General features: G+C 64.8%; 20 protein-coding genes. 6 read left to right on the top strand and 14 right to left on the bottom strand.

Annotated features, from left to right (window positions below; translation table 11 throughout):
- The first annotated feature begins 117 nt into the window (after positions 1-117).
- Entirely contained in the window at positions 118-1,440 is a 1,323-nt protein-coding gene (locus ACVIGA_RS09830) for a TAXI family TRAP transporter solute-binding subunit (RefSeq protein ID WP_456666224.1), read from the top strand.
- Between the two features lie 170 nt (positions 1,441-1,610).
- Positions 1,611-2,360, top strand: coding sequence for a bestrophin-like domain (locus ACVIGA_RS09825; RefSeq protein WP_456666223.1), 750 nt, complete (start codon positions 1,611-1,613; stop codon positions 2,358-2,360).
- A 161-nt stretch (positions 2,361-2,521) separates the two neighbouring features.
- Here the strand turns inward: ACVIGA_RS09825 and ACVIGA_RS09820 are convergent, their stop codons facing one another.
- From ACVIGA_RS09820 to ACVIGA_RS09810, 3 genes are all read right to left on the bottom strand, one after another.
- On the bottom strand, positions 2,522-3,214 hold the full coding sequence (locus tag ACVIGA_RS09820) for an OmpA family protein (protein ID WP_456666222.1): 693 nt from the start codon (positions 3,212-3,214) through the stop codon (positions 2,522-2,524).
- Positions 3,211-3,624 carry a hypothetical protein gene (locus ACVIGA_RS09815; protein WP_456666221.1) on the bottom strand — a complete coding sequence of 138 codons (414 nt, stop codon included), beginning with the start codon at positions 3,622-3,624 and terminating at the stop codon, positions 3,211-3,213. Before ACVIGA_RS09815 ends, ACVIGA_RS09820 begins: the two co-directional genes overlap by 4 nt.
- Positions 3,625-3,727: 103 nt before the next feature.
- Entirely contained in the window at positions 3,728-6,307 is a 2,580-nt protein-coding gene (locus ACVIGA_RS09810) for an ATP-dependent helicase (protein WP_375776131.1), read from the bottom strand.
- A gap of 295 nt (positions 6,308-6,602) precedes the next feature.
- On the opposite strand from ACVIGA_RS09810, the gene ACVIGA_RS09805 reads away from it, so the two are divergent.
- A complete protein-coding gene (locus tag ACVIGA_RS09805) occupies positions 6,603-6,776 on the top strand; it encodes a DUF1328 domain-containing protein (protein ID WP_212310518.1) in 174 nt (57 codons plus the stop codon).
- Positions 6,777-6,804: 28 nt separating this feature from the next.
- Here ACVIGA_RS09805 and ACVIGA_RS09800 read toward each other — a convergent pair whose 3' ends face one another.
- Entirely contained in the window at positions 6,805-7,323 is a 519-nt protein-coding gene (locus tag ACVIGA_RS09800) for a thioesterase family protein (RefSeq protein ID WP_456666220.1), read from the bottom strand.
- A 130-nt stretch (positions 7,324-7,453) separates the two neighbouring features.
- Here ACVIGA_RS09800 and ACVIGA_RS09795 point away from each other — a divergent pair, with 130 nt between their 5' ends.
- Positions 7,454-8,878: an FAD-binding oxidoreductase gene (locus ACVIGA_RS09795; protein ID WP_456666219.1), complete on the top strand. Its 1,425-nt coding sequence runs from the start codon at positions 7,454-7,456 to the stop codon at positions 8,876-8,878.
- 34 nt (positions 8,879-8,912) lie between these two features.
- Positions 8,913-9,305 carry a hypothetical protein gene (locus ACVIGA_RS09790; protein WP_456666218.1) on the top strand — a complete coding sequence of 131 codons (393 nt, stop codon included), beginning with the start codon at positions 8,913-8,915 and terminating at the stop codon, positions 9,303-9,305.
- A gap of 90 nt (positions 9,306-9,395) precedes the next feature.
- Here ACVIGA_RS09790 and ACVIGA_RS09785 read toward each other — a convergent pair whose 3' ends face one another.
- The 10 genes from ACVIGA_RS09785 to ACVIGA_RS09740 all read right to left on the bottom strand — a co-directional run bounded on the left by ACVIGA_RS09785 (position 9,396) and on the right by ACVIGA_RS09740 (position 18,984).
- Positions 9,396-11,084 (bottom strand): SulP family inorganic anion transporter, encoded by a 1,689-nt coding sequence (locus ACVIGA_RS09785; protein WP_456666217.1) that lies wholly within the window; start codon positions 11,082-11,084, stop codon positions 9,396-9,398.
- A 97-nt stretch (positions 11,085-11,181) separates the two neighbouring features.
- On the bottom strand, positions 11,182-12,171 hold the full coding sequence (locus tag ACVIGA_RS09780; RefSeq protein ID WP_456666216.1) for a hypothetical protein: 990 nt from the start codon (positions 12,169-12,171) through the stop codon (positions 11,182-11,184).
- Positions 12,168-12,944, bottom strand: coding sequence for a creatininase family protein (locus ACVIGA_RS09775; protein ID WP_456666215.1), 777 nt, complete (start codon positions 12,942-12,944; stop codon positions 12,168-12,170). The genes ACVIGA_RS09780 and ACVIGA_RS09775 overlap by 4 nt, the downstream gene beginning before the upstream one ends.
- 12 nt (positions 12,945-12,956) lie before the next feature.
- Positions 12,957-13,742, bottom strand: coding sequence for an HvfC/BufC family peptide modification chaperone (locus ACVIGA_RS09770; RefSeq protein ID WP_456666214.1), 786 nt, complete (start codon positions 13,740-13,742; stop codon positions 12,957-12,959).
- Positions 13,739-14,638: an MNIO family bufferin maturase gene (bufB, locus tag ACVIGA_RS09765; RefSeq protein WP_456666213.1), complete on the bottom strand. Its 900-nt coding sequence runs from the start codon at positions 14,636-14,638 to the stop codon at positions 13,739-13,741. Before bufB ends, ACVIGA_RS09770 begins: the two co-directional genes overlap by 4 nt.
- A gap of 101 nt (positions 14,639-14,739) precedes the next feature.
- Complete coding sequence (gene bufA2 / locus ACVIGA_RS09760) at positions 14,740-14,997, bottom strand: BufA2 family periplasmic bufferin-type metallophore (RefSeq protein WP_021077200.1); 258 nt, start codon at positions 14,995-14,997, stop codon at positions 14,740-14,742.
- Positions 14,998-15,182: 185 nt separating this feature from the next.
- Positions 15,183-15,446 carry a BufA2 family periplasmic bufferin-type metallophore gene (gene bufA2 / locus ACVIGA_RS09755; RefSeq protein WP_342712391.1) on the bottom strand — a complete coding sequence of 88 codons (264 nt, stop codon included), beginning with the start codon at positions 15,444-15,446 and terminating at the stop codon, positions 15,183-15,185.
- 320 nt (positions 15,447-15,766) lie between these two features.
- Positions 15,767-17,557 (bottom strand): thioredoxin domain-containing protein, encoded by a 1,791-nt coding sequence (locus ACVIGA_RS09750; RefSeq protein WP_456666212.1) that lies wholly within the window; start codon positions 17,555-17,557, stop codon positions 15,767-15,769.
- A gap of 96 nt (positions 17,558-17,653) precedes the next feature.
- Positions 17,654-18,118 carry a DoxX family protein gene (locus tag ACVIGA_RS09745; RefSeq protein ID WP_456666211.1) on the bottom strand — a complete coding sequence of 155 codons (465 nt, stop codon included), beginning with the start codon at positions 18,116-18,118 and terminating at the stop codon, positions 17,654-17,656.
- A 134-nt stretch (positions 18,119-18,252) separates the two neighbouring features.
- A complete protein-coding gene (locus ACVIGA_RS09740) occupies positions 18,253-18,984 on the bottom strand; it encodes a cytochrome c biogenesis CcdA family protein (protein ID WP_092115881.1) in 732 nt (243 codons plus the stop codon).
- 190 nt (positions 18,985-19,174) lie between these two features.
- Here ACVIGA_RS09740 and ACVIGA_RS09735 point away from each other — a divergent pair, with 190 nt between their 5' ends.
- The gene (locus tag ACVIGA_RS09735) at positions 19,175-21,220 is read left to right on the top strand and encodes an adenylate/guanylate cyclase domain-containing protein (protein ID WP_456666210.1); all 2,046 of its coding nucleotides are present in this window, start codon (positions 19,175-19,177) and stop codon (positions 21,218-21,220) included.
- The last annotated feature ends 67 nt before the right edge of the window (positions 21,221-21,287 follow it).

The following is a 21,287-nucleotide window of genomic DNA, read 5'->3' as shown; positions in this document are numbered from 1 at the left end:
GTGAAGAAGCGCCAAACGAGAGTGCTACGCGAATAACAACAACTTTCAGAGTTTTTTGAGGCCCGTGTAGACACCGCCGTAGCTTCGGACCGAAAGGGCTAATGTGGAGTGACGAGCATGATGTCGACGAAACTGCCTGTCTGGCTTCGCTTTTTTCTGCTTATCGGTGTCGTCGTCTTTGCGGCAGGCGCAGGTCTCCTTGGCTATCGGTACTTCACTCGTCCGGTAACGCTGACCGTGGCGGTCGGCTCGGTCGACGGCGAGGCTGCCAAGGCAATGTCCGCAATAGCAGACGAGTTCGTTTCGACGAACGCGCCGGTGCGGCTCAAGGTCGTCGACAGCGGCACCGCGCTTGAGGCCGCTAACGCCTTCTCGGCGGGTAAGGTCGATCTCGCCGTGGTTCGCGGCGATGTTGGTGACTTGTCGCAGGCGCAGGCCGTTGTCGTCGTTAGCCATATGGTCATACTGATCATCGTGCCGCCTGGATCGTCCATCGACAGCATGGACAACCTGAAGGGACGCACGGTCGGCGTGGTCGGCGGAGTGGCGAACGCCAGAATCGTCGATGCGTTGACCAAGGAATATGATCTGGCGAGCGCAAGAGTTACGTTTAAGAACCTTGCTTTGACGGATGTCCGGCAGGCCGTTCAGTCAAAACAGGTCAGTGCGCTGCTTGTCACGATCCCGCTCGCCGAAAAATACCTCTCGCTCGTTCGCGGATTTTTTCAGCTCGACCATAAAAAGATGCCGGTGCTGATCCCCATCGAGTCCGCGGCTGCAATTGCAGAGGCCGATCGTGCCTTTGAAAGTTTCGACGTCCCGAAGGGCACGCTGCGGGGGGCGCCGCCGGTTCCGGAAGACGATCTGACGACTTTGAGGACCTCGCTATACTTGGTTGCGCACAAGAAACTCGGCACTGATCTGGTAACCCGCCTCACGCAGGCGATCATGCGCGTACGCAGGGATCTTCTGCGCGAGCAGCCGATTTTCGCCCAGATAACCGCACCCAGCACCGACCAGGATGCCTACCTTACGCTGCACCCTGGAGCGGCAGCCGTTTACAACAGCACCACGCAGAGCTTCATGGATGAGTACGGCAATTGGATCTATTTGACGCCGATGGTGCTGGGCGGTGCCTTCACCATGCTCGCGGCGGCGTGGAAATTCCTCGGCATCGGCAACCGCACGTCCGAAGGCCCGCTGGATTCTCTCTATGCCCTGGCGCGTCGGATCCGGAAAGTCGAGGCTGAGGCTGAACTGTCGGATATCGAAGAGGAAATCGACGGCATTCTAAGGGCGGAACGTGCCAAATCTGCTGCCGGGGACGAGAGCGCGGTGGATGATGCCACACTCACCGCGGCAGCTCACCGGCTGGAGAGCTTGATTCACGATCGACGCACATTGATCGGCAAGAGACCCGCAGTTGCCTCCGCGGCCTAGGCGACGCACCGCTCGACACGCCGTGGCAACGCGATTGGTGACATCGCCGGTCGTCCATCCTTCCGGTGCGGTTGCCGCGGGCACCCGTTGTTCGGCACAGGGCGTACTGACAGGCCACGATGCATGAGGATGCCCCGTCAACGATACGAGACAGAGACCACTGGTGAATCATGAATGCAATCGCGTTATCGTGCATCACGTTCATATGCATCTCAGGCGGCGCCCTGATTGGTATGTTCCTTCCTGGGCATCACCTGAGCACAGATGACAAGGATGTGGTCAGGCTGGGCACGGGCCTCATCGGGACGATAGCCGCGCTTGTCCTCGGCCTGCTTATCGCTTCGGCGAAGGGATCCTACGACACGCAGAGCACTCAAGTCACGCAGATGACGAGTAATGTTGTCCTGCTCGACAATCTGCTGGCGCAGTACGGACCGGAGACGAACAATGTACGCAATCTATTAAGGCGCAGTATCACTACCTTGGCTGATCGAATGTGGCGCGAGAAAAGTTCGGAGGCTGCCAAGACCAACCCCTTCGAGGCGAGCGTCGCAAGCGAGGCATTCTTTGCGGAGCTTCAGCAGCTTCCGCCGCAGAACGATTCCCAGCGCTCCCTGCAAGCCAGGGCCATACAGATCGCCACCGACATTGCGCAAACCCGCCTGCTGCTGTTCGCACAGACGAACAACTCGATCCCTATGCCGTTCCTGGTGGTGCTGATTTTCTGGCTCACCATCATCTTTGGAAGCTTCGGCCTGTTTGCCAAGCCCAGCGCAACCGTTTTCGTCTCGCTGTTCGTTTTTGCACTGTCGGCCGCCGGGGCTATCTACCTAGTCCTGGAACTGGGTCAGCCATTTGCGGGTTTGATGCAAATTTCGAGCGCGCCACTCCGCAACGCCCTCACGCCGCTCAGTCCCTAAGCCATTCGCATGATCGGGGTTGCCGGCCAGAGCAAGCCCCGACTGTCGGGCAAATCAGCGGTACTCTTCTAGTATTCCGAAGTCGTGCAGGCGCCCCCCTCCGGGGCCATCGCATACGGGCGGGAGGGGATGCAGTTCCGACGCCCCGCTGTTCACTCCAATCAGTGCCGCTTCGCCGGTTTCGCCGGCTTCTTGGCGGCTGCCGCCGGGGCTGGGTGCGCGGGCGGCGCGGTATCGGCGACCTTGCCGACCAGCATGATCTGCACCTGGTTGTTGACCGGCGCGTTGGGGCGGGCGGGGTCGAGCAATTGCTCTTCGCCAAGCCCGACCGATTGCAGGCGCTTCGCCGTGATCTTGAAGGTGTTGACCAGGATGTCACGGATCGCGTCGGCGCGCCGCTGGCTCAGCAGCACGTTGTTCTCGCGCCGTCCGGTCGATTCGATGTGACCGACGATCAGGAAGGTGTAGGGCAACAGCGAAGAGTGCGTCAGCGCATCGGCAATGCGCCCGACGGACTGGTAGGAGTCGGGCAGCACGATCGGCGTGTCGACATCAAACTGGATGTCGGCGTTGAATGTCGGCAGGTTGGTCAGGTCGGGGGCGATCGGCGGCCGCTTTTGCGGCGGCGGCTCGTTCTTCGATCGCGACCGCGATCGCTCCAGCACTTGCTGGCGCAATGCGGGGACGTCGATCGTTGCGTCGGTCTCGTAGTGATTGAGCTTGGCGATGACGTCGTCGCGCGTGATGGCGGTTTGCGCCTGAGCCGGCGCAATCGGCATCGCCAGCAAGACCAGCGTGCCGAGCACCCCCAGAAGGCCAGGATCGCGCAAGCCTCGCGTCGTCAGGCCCATCATTGATACCCCGCGTCATTGATCGCCTGGGCGCAATTGCGGCTAAGGCCCTTGGCGGTGACGAGGCAGGGTACCGATTTGCTGGTCTCCTTGGTCGAGCCGCCGCAGACCTTGACGATCTCGCGGGTGCATACGTTGGCAACCGTCACGCGGGCCGCGATCCGCTTCTGGATCGCATCGAGAGTGGAGAAATAGCTCTCCTTGCACTGCGGCGAGATCACGTCGCGGTTGCGCGACAGGCACTCCTTGAGGCGGTTGGAGTCGAGATTGACGCCACGGCAATTGGCGGTGATGTCGGCGCCGCAGGCCTTGGCGAGCTGCGCTGCGGAATCGCCAAAGTTGACCGTCTCCGCGACCGCCAGCGACGGCGCAGTGAGCGCGATGACAAAAAGGAAAAACCCACCCCGGACCATGGGGCCATCTCAACCCGTGAAATCAGCGATGGTCAAGAGCTACGAACAGAGAAGGCCGCCAAGGCAGGTCGCGAAGGGAAGGTCGCCAAGCAAGGTCGCTCTGTCACGCCCGTTCCACAAAGCTGTCGACCACCTTCTTCTCGCCGGCCTTTTCGAAGGCGATGGTCAGCTTGTTGCCGTCGACTTTCACCACATGGCCGTAGCCGAATTTCTGGTGAAACACCCGGTCGTCCAGCGAAAATTCCGACGTCGTGCCCGTGGACTTCGCCACCAGCTCGCCCTCGATCACCATGGGACCGCGCTTGGTGCGATTGAAGCTTTCGGAGGAAAAGGAGGATTGCCGCTCCTCGAAGCCGCCGCTGCGTCCCCCGCCGCCGCGATTGCGGTTGGCCTGGGCGCGCTGCCAGCCCGGGGTCGAATAGCTCGAGCCGAATGATTCGAGGTTGTCGAAGCGCGAGGCGCCGTAGCCGCCGCTGCCGCCCCAACCCGAGCCGCCCTTGGATTCGGTGATCTCGACATTGTGCGCCGGCAGCTCGTCGAGGAAGCGCGACGGGATCGTGGTCGACCAGGTGCCATGGATGCGGCGGTTGGTCGCGAAATAGATTTTGGCGCGGCGGCGGGCGCGGGTCAGCCCGACATGGGCGAGGCGGCGCTCCTCCTCGAGCCCGGCGCGGCCCTGTTCGTCCAGCGTGCGCTGGCTCGGGAACAGGCCTTCCTCCCAGCCCGGCAGGAACACGTTGTCGAATTCGAGGCCCTTGGCCGAATGCAGCGTCATCAGCGACACGGCTTCGTCGCCGGCCTCGCCGTCGCGGTCCATCACCAGCGAAATATGCTCGAGAAACCCTTGCAGGTTCTCGAATTCCTCCATCGAACGCACCAGTTCCTTGAGGTTATCCAGTCGGCCCGCGGCGTCCGCCGAGCGGTCCTTCTGCCACATCTCGGTATAGCCGCTCTCGTCGAGCACGATCTCGGCGAGCTCGGTATGCGAGGTGACCTCGCGCTGGGCGCGCCAGCGGTCGAACTGCATCACGAGATCGCGCAACGAGCCGCGTGCCTTCGGCTTCAGCTCGTCGGTCTCGACCACGGCGCGCGCAGCCTCGAACAGCGGAATGCGGCGCTTGCGCGCATGGTCGTGCAGCAGCTGCACGGTGGCATCGCCGAGCCCCCGTTTCGGCACGTTGACGATGCGCTCGAAGGCGAGATCGTCGGCCGGCGAGTTGATGGTGCGCAGATAGGCCAGCGCATCGCGGATTTCGGCGCGCTCGTAGAATCTGGGGCCGCCGATCACGCGGTAGGGCAGGCCGAGCGTCACGAAGCGGTCTTCGAACTCGCGCATCTGGAACGAGGCACGGACCAGGATGGCGACGTTGTTGAGGTTTTCGCCCGCGCGCTGCAACTCCTCGAGCTCCTCGCCGATCGCGCGCGCTTCCTCTTCAGAATCCCAGGAGCCGGTAACGGTGACTTTCTCGCCGTCGACATCCTCGGTGCGCAGCGTCTTCCCGAGCCGGCCTTCATTGTGCGCGATCAGATGCGAGGCCGCGGCCAGGATGTGGCCGGTGGAGCGGTAATTGCGCTCGAGGCGGATGACCTTGGCGCCGGGGAAATCGTGGTCGAAGCGCAGGATGTTGTCGACCTCGGCGCCGCGCCAGCCATAGATCGACTGGTCGTCGTCGCCGACGCAGCAGATGTTTTTCAGTGGCGCCGCATTCTCGGTCATTCCGGGATGCGCTGCAGGCGCAGACCCGGAATCTCGAGATGAGTCCTCATGACCTCTGGATTCCGGGTTCATGCCTTCGGCATGCCCCGGAATGACGGGAGAGGTGATGTCGCCCGGAATGACGTCAGCGAGCGATCGCCCCGGCCGCGACGGCGCCTGCGACAGCAGCCGCAGCCACAGATACTGCGCGACGTTGGTGTCCTGATATTCGTCGACCAGGATGAACTTGAAGCGGTTCTGGTACTGCCGGAGCACGTCAGGATTTTCGCGGAACAGCCTGATGTTCTCGAGCAGGAGATCGCCGAAATCGGCCGCGTTGAGGATCTTCAGCCGCTCCTGATAGGTCGCGTAGATCTTGCCGCCCTTGCCGTTGCCGAACGAGGCGGCTTCGCCCGCCGGCACCTGCGACGGCGAAAGCCCGCGGTTCTTCCAGCTGTCGATCAGGCCGGCGAGCATCCGCGCCGGCCAGCGCTTGTCGTCGATGTTCTCGGCTTGCAGCAACTGCTTCAACAGCCGCACCTGGTCGTCGACGTCGAGCACCGTGAAGTTGGATTTGAGCTGCACCAGCTCGGCATGGATGCGCAGGATACGGCCGCCGATCGAGTGGAAGGTGCCGAGCCACGGCATGCCCTCGACCGCCTGGCCCAGCATCTGCCCGAGCCGCAGCTTCATCTCGCGCGCCGCCTTGTTGGTGAAGGTCACCGACAGGATTTCCTGCGGCCGCGCGCGGCCCTGGCTCAGGATATGCGCGATGCGGGTGGTCAGCACGCGGGTCTTGCCGGTGCCGGCGCCGGCGAGCACCAGCACGGGCCCGTCGAGCGTCTCGACCGCCTCGCGCTGCTCCGGATTGAGGCCGTTGAGATATTGCGGAGCGCCGGCCGCAGCCCGCGCACGCGCAGCGATGCCGCCAGCCACCGGCTGGTGCTCGGGAACGCCGTGGTGGGGCAGTTTGCTTGGCTCGGTCATTGGCGAATCGTCTCGGCCCCACGATGGCACCGTGGGACGGTGAAGGGGAGCCTTCTTAACAGGGATTGAAGGCCATATAGGGCCTGATCGGCCGTTTTGACAGGTTTTATCGTGGCCGCTTGGAACGCTTTTGGCAGCAGCGCACAACAGGCCCGGTTCCTGAAATCGGCGAAAATTTCCCGGTTTCGCGCTCAGGAACCAGCGTTTCCCCGCAGGATTGTTTCAACAGATGCGGCGCCGGCTAATCGCCCGCGTCAGGAAATCGAACAAGGAAACGAAGCGAGAGGTTTTGATCATGTTGAGCTGGGTCGTCACATTCCTGGTCGTCGCCCTGATCGCGGGCATTCTGGGCTTCGGCGGCATCGCCGGCGCCTCGATCGAAATCGCCAAGGCGATCTTCTTCATCGCCATCATCCTGTTCCTGGTGTCGGCGGTGGTCGGATTGGCGCGCGGCCGCACAAGGGTCTAGCGAAGGGCTGGGTCTAGCGAAAGGCTGGCTATTTCTTCGAGGGCATCGCCACGTTGCGGCCGATGCCCTCGGGCCGCGGCACGCCCGCATAGCTATCCACGATCTTCTGAGTGCGGGCGCGAATATCAGGCGGAAACGGCGCCACCTTGCGCGCCTCCATGTCGATGTGCAGCGTGAGGTTCTCCGAAGTCGCGGAGAGCCAGCCCTCGGTGGCGTGGCGCAGCTCCTCGAACGTGTGCAGCCGTTTCTCGTCGGCGCCGAGCAGGAAGACCGAGACCTGCACGGGATCGCCGAGATGAATCTCTCTCAGATAGCGGATGTGGCACTCGGCAGTGAAGGTCGAGCAGCGTCGCGCCTTCATGTAGGCCGGCCCGATGCCGAGTTGCAGCCACATCTCGTCGATGGCGCGGTCGAACATCACATTGTAATAGGCCATGTTGAGATGGCCGTTATAGTCGATCCATTGCGGATCGATCTGCATCACGGAAGATTTGAACGGGGCGGCCGGTAGTGGCATCTCGCTCGTGGCAGTCACTGAAGTCATCATCCATCCCCGGTTCGTTGGCGTTCGAGCATGAACTTTTCTGTGACTCCGGCGTCCACTTTTTCAAGTCAGGCTCTCTTGACCCCTTATACAAGCTTTGCCACGGTCGGCTAAAGCCGGGAGGAAATTCGACGTGGCGACAACGATTTCGAGCAATGTGACGCGACCTGAGCCGGAGGCCCTGAAGCGCGCGATCGACGCGCTGGCGGCGCGGTTCGGCAACCGGCTCGTGACGTCTTTAGCTGTGCGCGAACAGCACGCCCATACCACCACCTGGCTGCCGACCCAGCCGCCCGACGCAGTGGTGATGGCGCAGGAAACGGCCGACATCCAGGACGTGGTGCGGATCTGCGCCGCCAATCGCGTGCCCGTCATCGCCTTCGGCACTGGAACTTCGCTGGAAGGCCAGGTCAACGCGCCCGCCGGCGGCGTCTGCATCGACCTGCGCGACATGAACAAGGTGCTCGAGGTGCACGCCGAGGACCTCGACTGTGTGATCCAGCCCGGCGTGACCCGCAAGGCGCTGAACGAGCATCTGCGCGACCAGGGCCTGTTCTTCCCGATCGATCCCGGCGCCGATGCCTCGCTTGGCGGCATGACCTCGACCCGCGCCTCCGGCACCAACGCGGTGCGCTACGGCACCATGCGCGAGAACGTGCTGGCGCTGAAGGTGGTGCGCGGCGACGGCGAGATCATCACGACAGGCACGCGCGCCAAGAAGTCGTCGGCCGGTTACGACCTGACGCATCTGTTCATAGGCGCCGAAGGCACGCTCGGCATCATCTCCGAGTTGACCATCCGCCTGCGCGGCATTCCCGACACCATCGCGGCCGCCGCCTGTTCGTTCGAGACCGTGCGGGGCGCTTGCCAGGCCACCATCCTCGCGATCCAGACCGGCATTCCGGTCGCTCGGATCGAGCTGCTCAATGCCGCGCAGGTGAAGGCCTGCAACAATTATTCGAAGCTGTCGCTGCCGGAGACGCCGCTGCTGCTGCTGGAATTCCACGGCAGCGAGGTCGAGGTCGCCGAGCAGTCGAAGAATTTCCGCGACATCGCCGCTGAGTGCGGCGGCGGCGAGTTCACCTGGACCACCAAGCCGGAGGACCGCACCAAGCTGTGGCAGGCTCGGCACGATGCCTATTGGTCGGTGAAGGCGATTCGTCCCGGCGACAGCATCGGCGTCGTCGCAACCGACGTCTGCGTGCCGATCTCGCGGCTTGCCGACTGCGTCACCGAGACCGAGGACGATCTGAAGCGGCTCAATTTGCTGTCGCCGATCGTCGGCCATGTCGGCGACGGCAATTTCCACTGCTCGCTGGTCTGCGACGTCAACAACAGCGACGAGATGGCGCGCGGCGAGGAGTTCATGCATCGGCTGGTCGAACGGGCGCAGGCGATGGGCGGAACCTGCACCGGCGAGCACGGCATCGGCCAGGGCAAGCAGAAATATCTGAAGGCCGAGCTCGGCCCTGAGGCGCTCGACGCGATGCGGGCGCTGAAGCACGCGCTCGATCCGCAGAACATTTTCAATCCCGGCAAGATCGTTCCTGTGGCCTGACGAATCGGATATTCCGGGGCCACAGGACGTTGCGATGTCGTGGTTCAGCAAGGCCAAGCGCAAGGATATTTGGGACGACCCCGTCGCGCAGCCGCTCGGCGACATCGAGGCTGCGCAGAGAATCCGTGCGATCTGCCGCGATGCGGCCGGCTGTGCCGAGGCGATCTCTTCGCCCGACATACGCTCGCAGGAGCAGCAGCAGATCGAGCGCGATCGCTACGAGCGTGCCGCCAAGGTCGCGATGAAGACCGCGATGAGGATATCCGACGAGCTGGTGCGTGATTCCGCGGTGCGCGAGATCGTCTGCCTCTGCATGAAGGCTAACAACGTCAAGACCGGGCGGGCGCTGTTCCGCGCCATCCACGCCAACTCGATCAAGGCAGAGGTGCTGAAGGAGCATCCGACGCTCGAGGGCGAGCAGGCCTGAGTTGTTCCGGCTGAGTGGAGAGCCAGTAGCCCGCATGAGCGAAGCGATATGCGGGAACGATTTTCCCGGGTATCGCTGCGCTCACCCGGGCTACGTCTGCCCGCCGAGCGTGCGGACCGCTTCATCGACGCTGTGGAAGACGTGGTCCCTCGGCAGCACGGCGTAGAGATCGAAGCGCTCGAACGCCTCCTGGGCGCGGGAGGATTCGAGCCGCGCCACCGCCAATGTCACACCGTCATCGCGGCACTCGCGAAACAGGTCGCGCAGCGCCTGCGCCGCCGTGAAATCGATCTCGATCATGCCGCTGGCCTCGATCACCAGCAGTTTCGGCTTGGGTGTCGCGTGGCCGATGGTCTTGAGCACGCCGCCGTGAAAACCTTCCGCGTTGAGGAACGACAACGGGGCCTGCAGGCCGACCACGGCAATGCCGGGCTTGCGCTCGCCGGTGACATGCGGGCCTGTCGGCCACCAGATCGTGGTGCCGGGCACGTGGACGAATTCCACCAGCTGGCCGCGCGTCGTGGTCCAGATGCCGTGCAGCAGCGACAGCGCGATGCCGACGGCGACGCCTTGCTCGATCGGCAGCACGATGATCGCGGCGGCCGTCGCCACCACCAGCAGGAATTCGTAGAACGACTGGCGGAAGATCGCGACGATCTGCTTCACGCGGATGATGCGCAGCGCCACGAACAAGAGGACGCCGCCGAGCGCCGCATCGGGCACGTGCTGCAGCAGCGTCGCACCGAACGCCAGCAGCGCGAGCACGATGGCCGCGGCAAACAGCCCCGAGACCTGCGTGCGCCCGCCGGTCTCCGACACGATGCCGGTGCGCGGCGGGCTGGCGTTGACGGGGAAAGCGCCGAACAGGCCGGCGAGCACGCTGCCGGCTCCGGCGCCGAGGAAGTCGCGATCGACGTCGGCCGGCTTGTCCGGATCTGACAGGAACGAGCGCGTCGTCGCCGCGGTCTGCACCATGACGACGATGGCGATCAGGATCGCCAGCGACAGCAATTTGATCCACCGCTCCGGCGCGATGTTTGGAAGCGATGGCGTCGGCAGCGACCCGGGCACGGTGCCGACCACCTTGACGCCTTTGCTCTCGAGATGGCCGGCGATCACGGCGATGGTGGCCACGACAAGGCCGATCAGTGCGCCCGGAATCCGCGCGCTGATCTTCTCCGATCCGGCAACAAGCGCCAGCACGCCGAGGCCGATCGCCAGTGTGTAGGCATTGGTCTGGCCGATCTTCTCGGTGAGGACGCCGAGCTTGTAGAGCGTCGGGCCGTCCGGGGTGGTCAGGCCGAGCACGCCCGGCAATTGCGAAACCAGGATGTGGACGGAAATGCCGGCGAGGAAGCCGACGGTCACCGGCGTCGACAGCAGATTGGCGATCCAGCCGAGTTTGAACAGGCCGCCCGCGATCATGATCGCACCGACCATCAGCGCCAGCGCCATCGCCAGCGACTGATAGTCAGGCGAGCCAGCGGTCGCCATCAGCGCCAGGCCGGCCGCGAAGATCGGCGTGATGGTGGAATCGGCGCCGCAGGACAGGAAGCGGTTGGCGCCGAACATCGCAAAGCCGAGCGAGCCGGCCATGAAGGCGAAGAAGCCGATCTGCGGCGAGAAGCCACCGAGCCGGGCGGTCGCCATCTGCTCCGGGATCGCGATCGCGGCGAGCGTCAACCCGGCGATCAAATCGCCCGGCAAGTCGCCCGGCCGAAAGCTGGCCAGCGAACGGAAGATCGGCCAGTTGGCGCGTGTCTGATGAACGTCGGCCATCGGTCTCCCGTGAGGATTATGGCGATTCCCCGATAGTCCGATATCGCGCCGGCAAAATCCAGCGGCGTTGGGCCGTGTGCAGCCGCGAAGCAAGTCGCTATCCCGCGCGTGCTGCGGTGATCGCCTTGCGGATATCGGCCAGCGGCGCGCGGTCGTCGAATTCGACGCTGTCGCCCTGGAGCTTGACGCCGAGGTCGCGCCACAGCGTGGCGAGATCGGGCGTCACGGGTTTCGATCCCCATTCGCCGTGCAGCCGCGTCAGCACGTCGACGCCGACCGCCTTGTCGGCGGTCGACAGCACGCGCGCGATCGGCCAGTCCTTCTCGTGATTGCCGCCGGCCGCGAGCACGCCGCGCATGGCATCCTGCAAGCCGAACTTGTTGCCGGTGCGCTTGCGGATTTCGACATCGGCGAACAGGCAGAACATCGCGCCGCCCCAGTATTTCCGGCCCCAGGTGTCGGTATTGTCCAAGCCCTCATCGCCGGCCTGCGGCAGGCCCTTGGGCATGTCGCGCAGCATCGCCAGCCAGACCTCGCGCGCCGTGAGACCGCCGGCCTGCACGCGCGCGACCGGCTCGACATAGACCGCGAGCCCCTCCGACAGCCAGGCATAGCGGTCGTCGAGATCGGGCAGGGCGGTGTGCACCATCTCGTGCACGATCACCCAGTCGTGCTTGAGATCGTCGACGCCTGCGTCGCGGCCGATCGGAAGCCGGATTGCGGCGCCGCGATAACCCCATGTGGTGCCGCCGCGAACCCGCGAACCGTCGACCGGCACGATCAAGAGCCGCAACGAGCTGACGGGAAACCGGCCGTAATAGGTCGAGACCGCGCGGGCCGACGCCTTGATCCAGTCGAATATCCGGTCCTTCGGCAGCGCCATCTCGCCGGGTGCGAACCCGACATGGATTGTGGCGCCGGCGACCTCGAGATCGGTCTTGGGCAGCCGGTCGAAGGCGTCGTAGGGCATGCCTTCGCCGCGCATGAACTCGGACTGCGCCTCGACATGACATGATGCGATGCCGATCAGGATCGCAGCGACCAGCATCGCGGCGGCGATCACGCGATATGTCGGGATGCTCTTCATCGCGGCGTGCCGTGCCGCTGTGACATGGCGTTCTCGCCAAGCGCCGCGGTCACTAGTTCGCCGAGATCGTCGAGGATCGCCGCGAGCAGCGTCTCGCCCTTGGCTGATGTCGCCAGCGTCGGATCGCCGTAACTGCCGGAGCGGCTGTAGTTCGGCGAAGTGCTGTCCGATAGCGTCAGGCGGCCGGGCGCCTCGTGCTGCAGGGCGGGGCTCGCCTCGGCGCGGTCCCGATCGACCACGTCCGGTGCCAGCGCCAGCATCAGGGATGTCTCCAACTCGTCGGCATGGCTGCCATGGCGTTGCTCGGAGATCTGCTCGGCGGTGCGGCGGAAGCGCGGGCCCTGGTAGAGCCGCAGATGTCTCACGCGGGCCGGCTCGAAGGGCGCCAGCGCGCGTTCGACCGGAGCGAGCGTGCTGATCCCCGTGTTGAGCACGAACAAGGTGCCGATGCCGCTGTCGAGGATGCCGGCGGCGATCTCATGCACCATGGCTTCGAACGTTGCCGCCGACAGGCTGGCGCTGCCGGCATATTCGACGAAAGCGGGGTAGTGACCGTAGGTGATGGTCGGCCAGACCAGCGCGTCGAAGCGTTCGGCGAGATGCGTCGCAAACCACTCGGCCTGCAGGCGGTCGGTGTTCAGCGGCAAATGGAAACCGTGCTGCTTGGCGGCGGCACCGATCGGCAGGATCGCCGGTCGCTTGGCCGCAACGCGCCGCGCGACCTCGTCCCAGGTGAGGCGTTCGATGCAATGGCCGGAGAGGTCGGCGCCCATTTCGCGGGCCCTCTATTTGCCGATGGAAGCCGCTGTCAGAAGTCCCGCCGTGATCCAGCCATGCAGATAGCCGGCGCCGCGCGCCGCGGCATTGTCGGGATCGTCATAGGTCGCGAGCATCTCACAGAGCACGCCGAACGGAACACCATCGGAGGCTTCGTCCCACATCATCGCTTCCTCCGTCGGCAGCTCGCGGAACATCGGCGTGGTGTCCTGACGCCAGATCAGGAGGCGGGCGGGTTCGGCGAGCGCCTCCGCCTCGGGTGGCGTCTCGTCGTTCTTCAGGGCCATCCAGATCGCAGCCGCATTGGTCGACAGGTCGACCCTCGCAGCGCTCGGATGCGGCTGGAACACCAGGTCGTTCCACTGCTCGGGCGCGAAACCGGCCATTGCCTCCAGCGCGAGCACGGCGCCTTCACCGGCGTCGAAGGCGTCGTTCAACGCCTTCTCCAGCGCGGCGAGGTCGGCGAGCACGGGATGGTTGCTGTAGGGGGCGGTGGCCCTCAGGAAATCCGGCAATCCCCGTGAGAACCAGCGCAGGTTCGGGTGCTCGGACGGCCGTGCCTTGACATAGGCATGGCCCATCTCGTCGAACATCTCGTCACCGAGAAAGCGATGCAGCAGCTCATGGTCGTTACGCATCGCCTCGACCAGCCGCGAGCCGTAGGCATAGCGATAGACGCCGAACAGCGTCGCGCGCGTCTCCTTGGGGCTGTCGAGGATTTCGCTCAGGATGCCGTCGTCGCCGCTGAGGATGGCGCGCTGGAAGTCACCTTGCTGGCGCGCGAAGTCGCTCATGCCGCCGGCGCGCCCACAGGCAGCACCTGCCCGGCGATCTCGCGGGTGCGCTCGACCTCGCGCAGCAATTCGTCGAGCGGCGGGATGTTGTCGTCGCGCTCGATCATGGTCGAGACGCGCCCGAACCGCTTCAACGCCGCAACATAGAGGTCCCAGACGTCCTCGCACACCGGATGGTCGTGGGTGTCGATGATGTGGGTGCCCATGTGGCTGTGGCCGGCCATGTGAAATTGCACCACGCGATCCGGCGGAATGCCGTTGAGGAAGGCCATCGGATCGTAGCCGTGGTTGAAGGCGCTAACATAGACATTGTTGATGTCGAACAGCAGCCAGCAGCCGGAGCGGCGCGACAGCTCGGAGAGGAATTCCCACTCCGTCATCTCGGAATTGTTGAACTGCACATAGGTCGAGACATTCTCGAGCACGATGGCGCGGCCGAGGAAGTCCTGCACCAGCTGCACGCGGCTCACGACGTGATCGAGCGCCTCCTGCGTGTAGGGGATCGGCAGCAGATCGTGCAGGTTCTTGCCGTGCACGCCGGTCCAGCACAGATGATCAGACACCCATTTCGGCTGCACGCGTTGTGCGAGGTCCTTCAGGCCCTGCAGATAGTCGAAATTCGGCGGCGCGGTGGAGGCGATCGACAGCGAGACGCCGTGCATCACCACGGGGTAGCACGCGCAGATCCGGTCCAGGATGCGCAGCGGCTGGCCGCCCGGCAGCATGTAGTTCTCGCTGATCACCTCGAACCAGTCGATCGGCGGATTTCCGTTCAGGATCTCGTCGTAGTGCTGGGCGCGCAGGCCGAGGCCGAAGCCGAGGAACGGTGGCTTGGCCGATTGCAGCGGGCGCTCTGCGAGCACCGACTTGTCCGGTGATCGGCTCGCAACGTTCATGGCGGCTCCGCGCTTCCGGCGCCAGGATCGCGGCGCCCAACTTCAAAACTATCATGGAAACGAGGCCCGGCCTACACCGGGCCCCGCTTGGTCCGATCCGTTCACCCGGCCTTGAACTTGCCCTTCGCCGCGGTGCAGTCGGCCTTCGTCATCTCCGCAAAGCCCTGGCCCTTGCAGGCATTCTGACCCTTGCAGGCGTGGTTGCCGCCCTTGCAGGCGCTCTGGCCCTTGCAGGCATTGGCGCCAACGCATTTGCCTTCGCTCGCAGCGTAGGACTGCGTCGACACCACGGCTCCGGCCAGGAAAAGCGTCGCTGCAGCGGCGGCGAGAGTGGCACCGGATTTGGTTGTAAGCTTCATGAGCGTCTCCTTGTGCAAGATGGTTGAAGGTGCGCCGCCCGCAAGCTGTGTGAGTTGGCCGAAGGCTGCACCCAAAGTTAGCTACGGATGTGGTCCCGCTTTGGTTACCAATGCCGGGATCATTTATCCGCGCCTTGGCGTGAGAAGGCCCGGCGCGGTCGCCGGGCCTTCCTGGGGCGATGCGATCAGCCCTTGACGAACTTGCCGCCCGTCGCGTTGCACTGCTTTTCCGAGCTCAGCGAGAAGCCGGTGCCCTTGCAGGCGTTCAGGCCCTTGCAGGAATTCGCGCCGCCCTTGCAGGCGCTCTGGCCCTTGCAGGCATTGCCGGCCATGCACTTGCCCATGGCGGCATTCGCGGGCGTCGAGGTGGTCGAAACCACGGAGCCGGCGAGGAACAGGGTGGCCGCAGCGACGGCGAGCGTTGCGCCGGACTTCGAACTCAACTTCATGACGATCTCCTCGGTGATTGTTTGAAAGCAAAGAACATGGCCCGTGAGCATCCTTCGATCGTTCGATCCCGGACCGCACAACGGGTGGATATTCGGAGAGCAATCAGATCGCAGGGGCGTCCGCGGCGCGGTGCTTCCCGCGATTTGAGTGCTCGTCCAAGATCAGCTACGGGGTATCAGGCGATTTGGTTACAGCGTTTCAAAAGAAAATTTTGTTTGGGCCGGGTCTGACGCCTGCTCCATGTCAAACACCGTCGGCCAAAGAGTATTTCATTGCGCCGGGCCGATCGGTTTGCTGCATCGCACTGTGCGCATTTTAATCAGTTTTGCGCGGCGCGTGCCGACTTCAGCTTCGCCATCTGCGCCACGTTCGCCTGCAATTCCTCAGCACTGAACGCCGGGAACGAGCAGATGCGGTTGCTGCACGCAAAGGCCGCGGGCTCGCCGAGGTCCGGATAGTCGACGTCCGGGTTGGGCAGCTTGCCCTCGCGCGGGTCGAGCCATTCGAGCCGCTTGTAGCGGGCGGGCAGGGCGCGGGCGATCGTATGCAGGCGTTGCGCGCGGCCGTCGTCCTTGTGTCCGACGATGGTGACATGTGTTGGCTCCGTGGCCAGCTCCTCATCCGCGAGCAGCACGCCGGGCATCGGCCGCGGCATCTCGGCCGAAGCCGCGCCGAGATAGCGCATCGCATGCGCGGCCAGTTCGCGGGTGCCGTCGCTGCCGACATAGCGATTGAGCATGTTCATGAAGCGCGCGACCTGGATCTGGTCGTCGATCAGCTTGGCGGGCTTGGCGAACACGCCGGCTTGGCCTTCCGACGTCTTCGAGGTGAAGAAGCCGCCGGCGTCGTCGCGGAACGTCGCGGCGAAGTCGCCGGCTCGCACCGCCGACGTCAGCCAGTCGCGATTGCCGGTCGCCGCGTAGAGATCGAGCAGGGCCTGTCCCATCGCGACGGTGTCGCCGAGGAACGGGCCACCGCGATCCTTGTCGCCATGGCGGAAGCCGCCGTCCGGCAGCGCGCGATGGGCGAGCACCCATTTGGCTGCGCGCTCGGCGATCGCGAGCGCCTTGGGATCGGCGCTCGCGTCGTAATAGGCGACGAGGCCCGAGATCGCCCAGCCGTTCTCGCGCGCATAGAGGTTCTTGTCGATGCGCGGCAGGCCGAGCTTGCGGCGCGCGGCATCGTCAAGCGCATAATAGGCGTGGCCGTCGACGTCGTGATTGAGATCGGCGTCCTGGCTGACATAGAAGGCGCCGTCGGGGCTCAGCAGGAAATCCGTCAGGTAACGCGCGACGTTGCGCGCGGCCGCGAGATATTTCTGATCCTTCCACTGCGCATAGGCCTGGCTGTACTGCCGCAGATATTGCGCCTGGAACGAGATGATCTTCTCGAAATGCGGGTGACTCCATGAGCCGCCTTCCGAATACTGAAACACGCCGCCCCACACCGGATCGATCAGCGCGACCGCGGCATCGAGCGTCTGCCTTGCGCGCTTTGTTGCCGTCGCGTCGCCGGCTTCGGCTCGGCCGATCGCAAGGTCGAGGCTGTCGGCGTCGATATATTTCTGGTTCTCGCCCCAGCCGCCGAGCTTGTCGTCGTAGGATTCGTCGAACGTCCTGGTCAGCTCAGCGCGTTGCGCCTTGCCGAGAAAGGCCGAGGTGGCAGGCTTGATCTCGAACGCCTCGCCGACCGACGGGCCGGGCGAGGGATCGTCGATGATAGCCTTGAGCAGCGCCTGCATCCGCTCGGGCTCGATATAGCCCCTGATTTTGGCGATCTCGCTGCCGTCGGGCGCGAACACGATGGTCGCGGGCCAGCCCCAATCGCCGTAGCGGCTCGACAGATCCGGATTGGCGTCCTGGTCGACGCGGACCGGGAGATATTTCGCTGCAAGCAGCTCCTGCACCTTGGGGTCGGCGTAGGTCGTCTTCTCCATCACGTGGCACCAGTGGCACCACACCGCTTCGAGATCGAGGATGACGAAGCGCTGCTCGGTCGTGGCGCGCGCGAACAGATCGTGGCTCCAGCCGGTCCATGCCGGGGCGTCCGCCGCAAGTGAGGGCGACGCGCTCAACGCCATGAGAATTGCGATGCTGCGGACAAGTCTCATGGCGCGCTCCGGAGGCGAGGGTCGTTTGAGCTACGGGGCTGCCGGGATCGGGGCTCGCCATGTCACGGCATTGTGAGCCGGCCTTCCGGGCTGCTCTCAGGTCGGCGCCTTCCGGCCTTCGGTCGCGTTGACCAGCAGGCGGTCCAGCGAGGCGGCGCCGGGACCTGCGATCGCAAGCCACATGAAGGCGGCGAAGTAGGTCGCTTCCTCGAACCCGAGCAGCGTCTCCAGCGAGTCGACGTCGCCCCATTTCGCCGACCTGATCGCGACGATCATCACCACCGCGAGCATCGCGGCGGGGATGCGGGTGAACAGGCCGAGGATGAGCATCGCGCCGCCGAAGCATTCGACGCCGGACACGAAGGGAGTGAGGATGGTCGGGAAGGGAATGCCCCAGCCGACGAAGTTCTCGGTGACCTGGGCGAGGTTGGTGAGCTTGCCCCAGCCGGCCAGCATGAAGGTGTAGCCGACGATGATCCGCACGATCAGCGGCCCGGCCCAGGCAAAATGCGCGGCGATCCGCGCCGGCAGCAGAATCAGCAGGTTGACGATGGAGTTCATGCGAAACCCTCCCAATATTCCGCCACGCAGCCGGCGCCGGCGTTCAGTGCGAACGCACGTCAATCGGCAACAGCCGAAAGCTACGGCTGCGTCATGGTGGGAGTTTCGCCGGGGAGGCGGGCTTGTTACGGGCCCTAGCCGATATTTTGCAGCGCCGGGAAGGTTTCCAGCAGCCAGACGCTGACGCCGGACACCGCGCCGGTCAGGAAGCCGATGCCGGTGACCACCATCAGCACGCCCATCACGCGCTCGACGGTGTCGAGATGGCGCTTCATCCGCGCGAACACCGAGGAGAACTGCTTAACCATGAAGGCGGCGAGCAGGAAGGGGATGCCGAGCCCGGCGGAATACACCGCGAGCAGGCCGGCGCCCTTGGTCACCGTGGCCTCCGCGGCCGCAATCGAGAGGATCGCAGCCAGGATCGGCCCGATGCAGGGCGTCCAGCCGAACGCGAACGCAAGCCCCATGACATAGGCGCCCCACAGACCGACCGGCTTGGGCGCGGTCAGCCGCCCCTCGCGCATCAACAGGCCGATCCGGGTGATGCCGAGGAAGTGCAGGCCCATGATGATGATGACGATGCCGGCCAGGATCGAGAGCTCGGCCGACCAGGCGCGCACCAGCCCGCCGACGATCGAGGCGCTGGCGCCGAGCGCCACGAACACGGTCGAGAAGCCGAGCACGAACATCACCGCCGCCGTCATCACGGCGCGCTTGGAGGCCGCGGTGGCGCCGTCCTGATTGACCTGCTCGATGGTCGCACCGGTCAGATAGATCAGATAAGGCGGCACCAGCGGCAGCACGCAGGGCGACAGGAAGCTGACTAGACCGGCGATCAAGGCGGCCGGGATCGTGACGTCGTGCATCAAGGAACCTTCGAAGATAGCTGTCTTGTCTTGGCGTGTACGCTGCCAACAATCCAGAAGTTTCGTCGCAGATGCATTCAACTATGGTCACAGGCCCGTGTCCGGGGGCCGCGTTGCGTCCGGCGCTGGTGAAACAATCGCGGATATGTTCCGTAATGCGGTAAAGCAACCGCTGAACCGGACCTCATCGATGCGCATCGGCATCCGCAGCGCCATCTCCGCCCTCGTCCTGACCTCGATCGTGGTCAGCGCCGTCGGCGTGCATCTGTTGTGGTGGCGCACCGCACAACGGGTGAGCCAGACGCTGGCCGACACCATCAACGACCAGATCGTGTCCGCGGTCGGCGACGAATTGCAGTCGATCACGACCGAAGCGCGCTCGTCGATGACGGCGGTGCGGACGCTGTTGACCGAGAAGGTGCTGGACGCCCGCGACGCGCGCAAGCGGCAGTTCGTGTTCCTGTCGCAGTTGCAGTCGCAACCGACCATCTCGTGGGTTGCGTTCGGCTGGCCGGACGGCTCGTTTTTTGGCGCCCACAAGCTCGGCGACGCCGGAGTCGAGATGCTGACCATCTCGCCCGACCGCAAGCTGCGGGCCGATGAATACGACTATGCCGGCATCGACATCAAGCCGAAGGGCAGCACCGTCGAGGACGGCAAATACCTGGTCACGGAGCAGCCCTGGTTTCGCGATGCGATCGCTTCCCGCGACCAGCAATGGTCGACGCTGACGACGCTGCCCCGCGGCGAGCGGCTGGCCGCGATGCTGGCGGTGCCGATCGATGTCGACGGCGAGCGCACCGGCGTGCTCGCCATCATCATCGAATTGACCCGGGTGTCGAACTTCCTCTCGCAACTCACGGTAGGCAAGTCGGCGGGCGCCTTCCTGCTCGATCGCGACGGCAGCGTAATCGCCTCTCCCGATGCTGACGCCGACGAGCTGAATGCGCTGAAGACCGACCACCCGCTGCTGCCGGTTGCGGTCGCCGCAGTCAGGCAGGCCGGCAAGGCCTACGATCCCGGCGAGGGCGAGGCGTTCCGGTCCCAGGTCAATCGCGACGGGCAGGCCTACCAGGCGGTGCTGACGCCGATCTCGTTCCCGGGCTGGTCGCTGGTGACGGTGGTGCCGGAATCCGAATTCCTCGGCCCGGTGCGGATGACGATCCGCAACCTGCTGATCGGGCTCGCGGCGCTGATCGCGGCCGCCGGGCTGTCGTCGGCCTGGCTGGCGCAGCGTCTGATCGCGGCGCCCCTGATCAAGGTGGTCGGCGAGATCAGACATGTCGAGCGCTTCGATCTCGACAAGGTCGAGCGGCATCCGTCGCGCCTTGCCGAGATCGAGAACCTGTCGGGTGCGATCGGCGATATGGCGCAGGGGCTCGCCGCGTTCCGCAAATACATTCCCGCCGATCTGGTGCGGCGGCTGGTCAGCGACGGCAACGGTGCGCGGCTCGGCGGCGCGGTGCGGCCGATGAGCGTGATGTTCGTCGATCTCGCCGGCTTCACCGGTATGTCGGAACGGCTCGGCGACCGCATCATCCCCTTGCTGTCGCGCTATTTCGACATCGTCTCCGCGGCGATCCAGCAGGAGAGCGGCACCATCGACAAGTTCATCGGCGACGCCGTGATGGCGTTCTGGGGCGCGCCCGCCGCCAATCCGGACCATGCCGTGGATTGCTGCCGGGCGGCGCTCGCCTGCCAGCGCGCGGTCGCGCAGGCCGGTCTCGCCGACGACAAGGGAGAGGCGGTCAGAATCCGGATCGGCATCAATTCCGGCGACATGCTGGTCGGCAATATCGGCTCGGAGGTGCGGCTCAACTACACCGTGATCGGCGATGCCGTGAACATCGCAAGCCGCCTCGAGGGCACCAACAAGGTCTATGGATCGACCATCATCATTGGTCCGGAGACACGGCGTCTGGCCGGTGACCGCATCGTCGTCCGCGAGCTCGACCGGCTCGCCGTCTACGGCCGCGCCGGCGGACTCGAGATCTACGAATTGATCGCAATGGCCGACGAGGGCGCCGTCGCGCGCGACTGGATCGCGTCCTATGAGGCCGGGCTTGCGGCCTGGCGCGCCGGCGATTTCGCCGCAGCGATCGCTGCGTTCGAGAGGTCCTTGCAACTCCGCGGCACGGACGTGGCCTCGACACAGATGATCGCGCGATGCAGGCATCAGCTCGCCAACCCCAGCGATGAGGATTGGGACGGCACCACGGTGGCGCGGTCGAAATAGCGCGCTCGCGCAGCGGCGTGTGCAAGCCGTAGTGAGGTGCGAGAATGCAAAGCTGCGTCCCAATGCA

The sequence above is a fragment of the Bradyrhizobium sp. USDA 3240 genome (assembly GCF_054063295.1).
The sequence above is the reverse complement of the archived record's forward strand: the minus strand, read 5'-3'. Positions and strand labels throughout refer to the sequence as shown.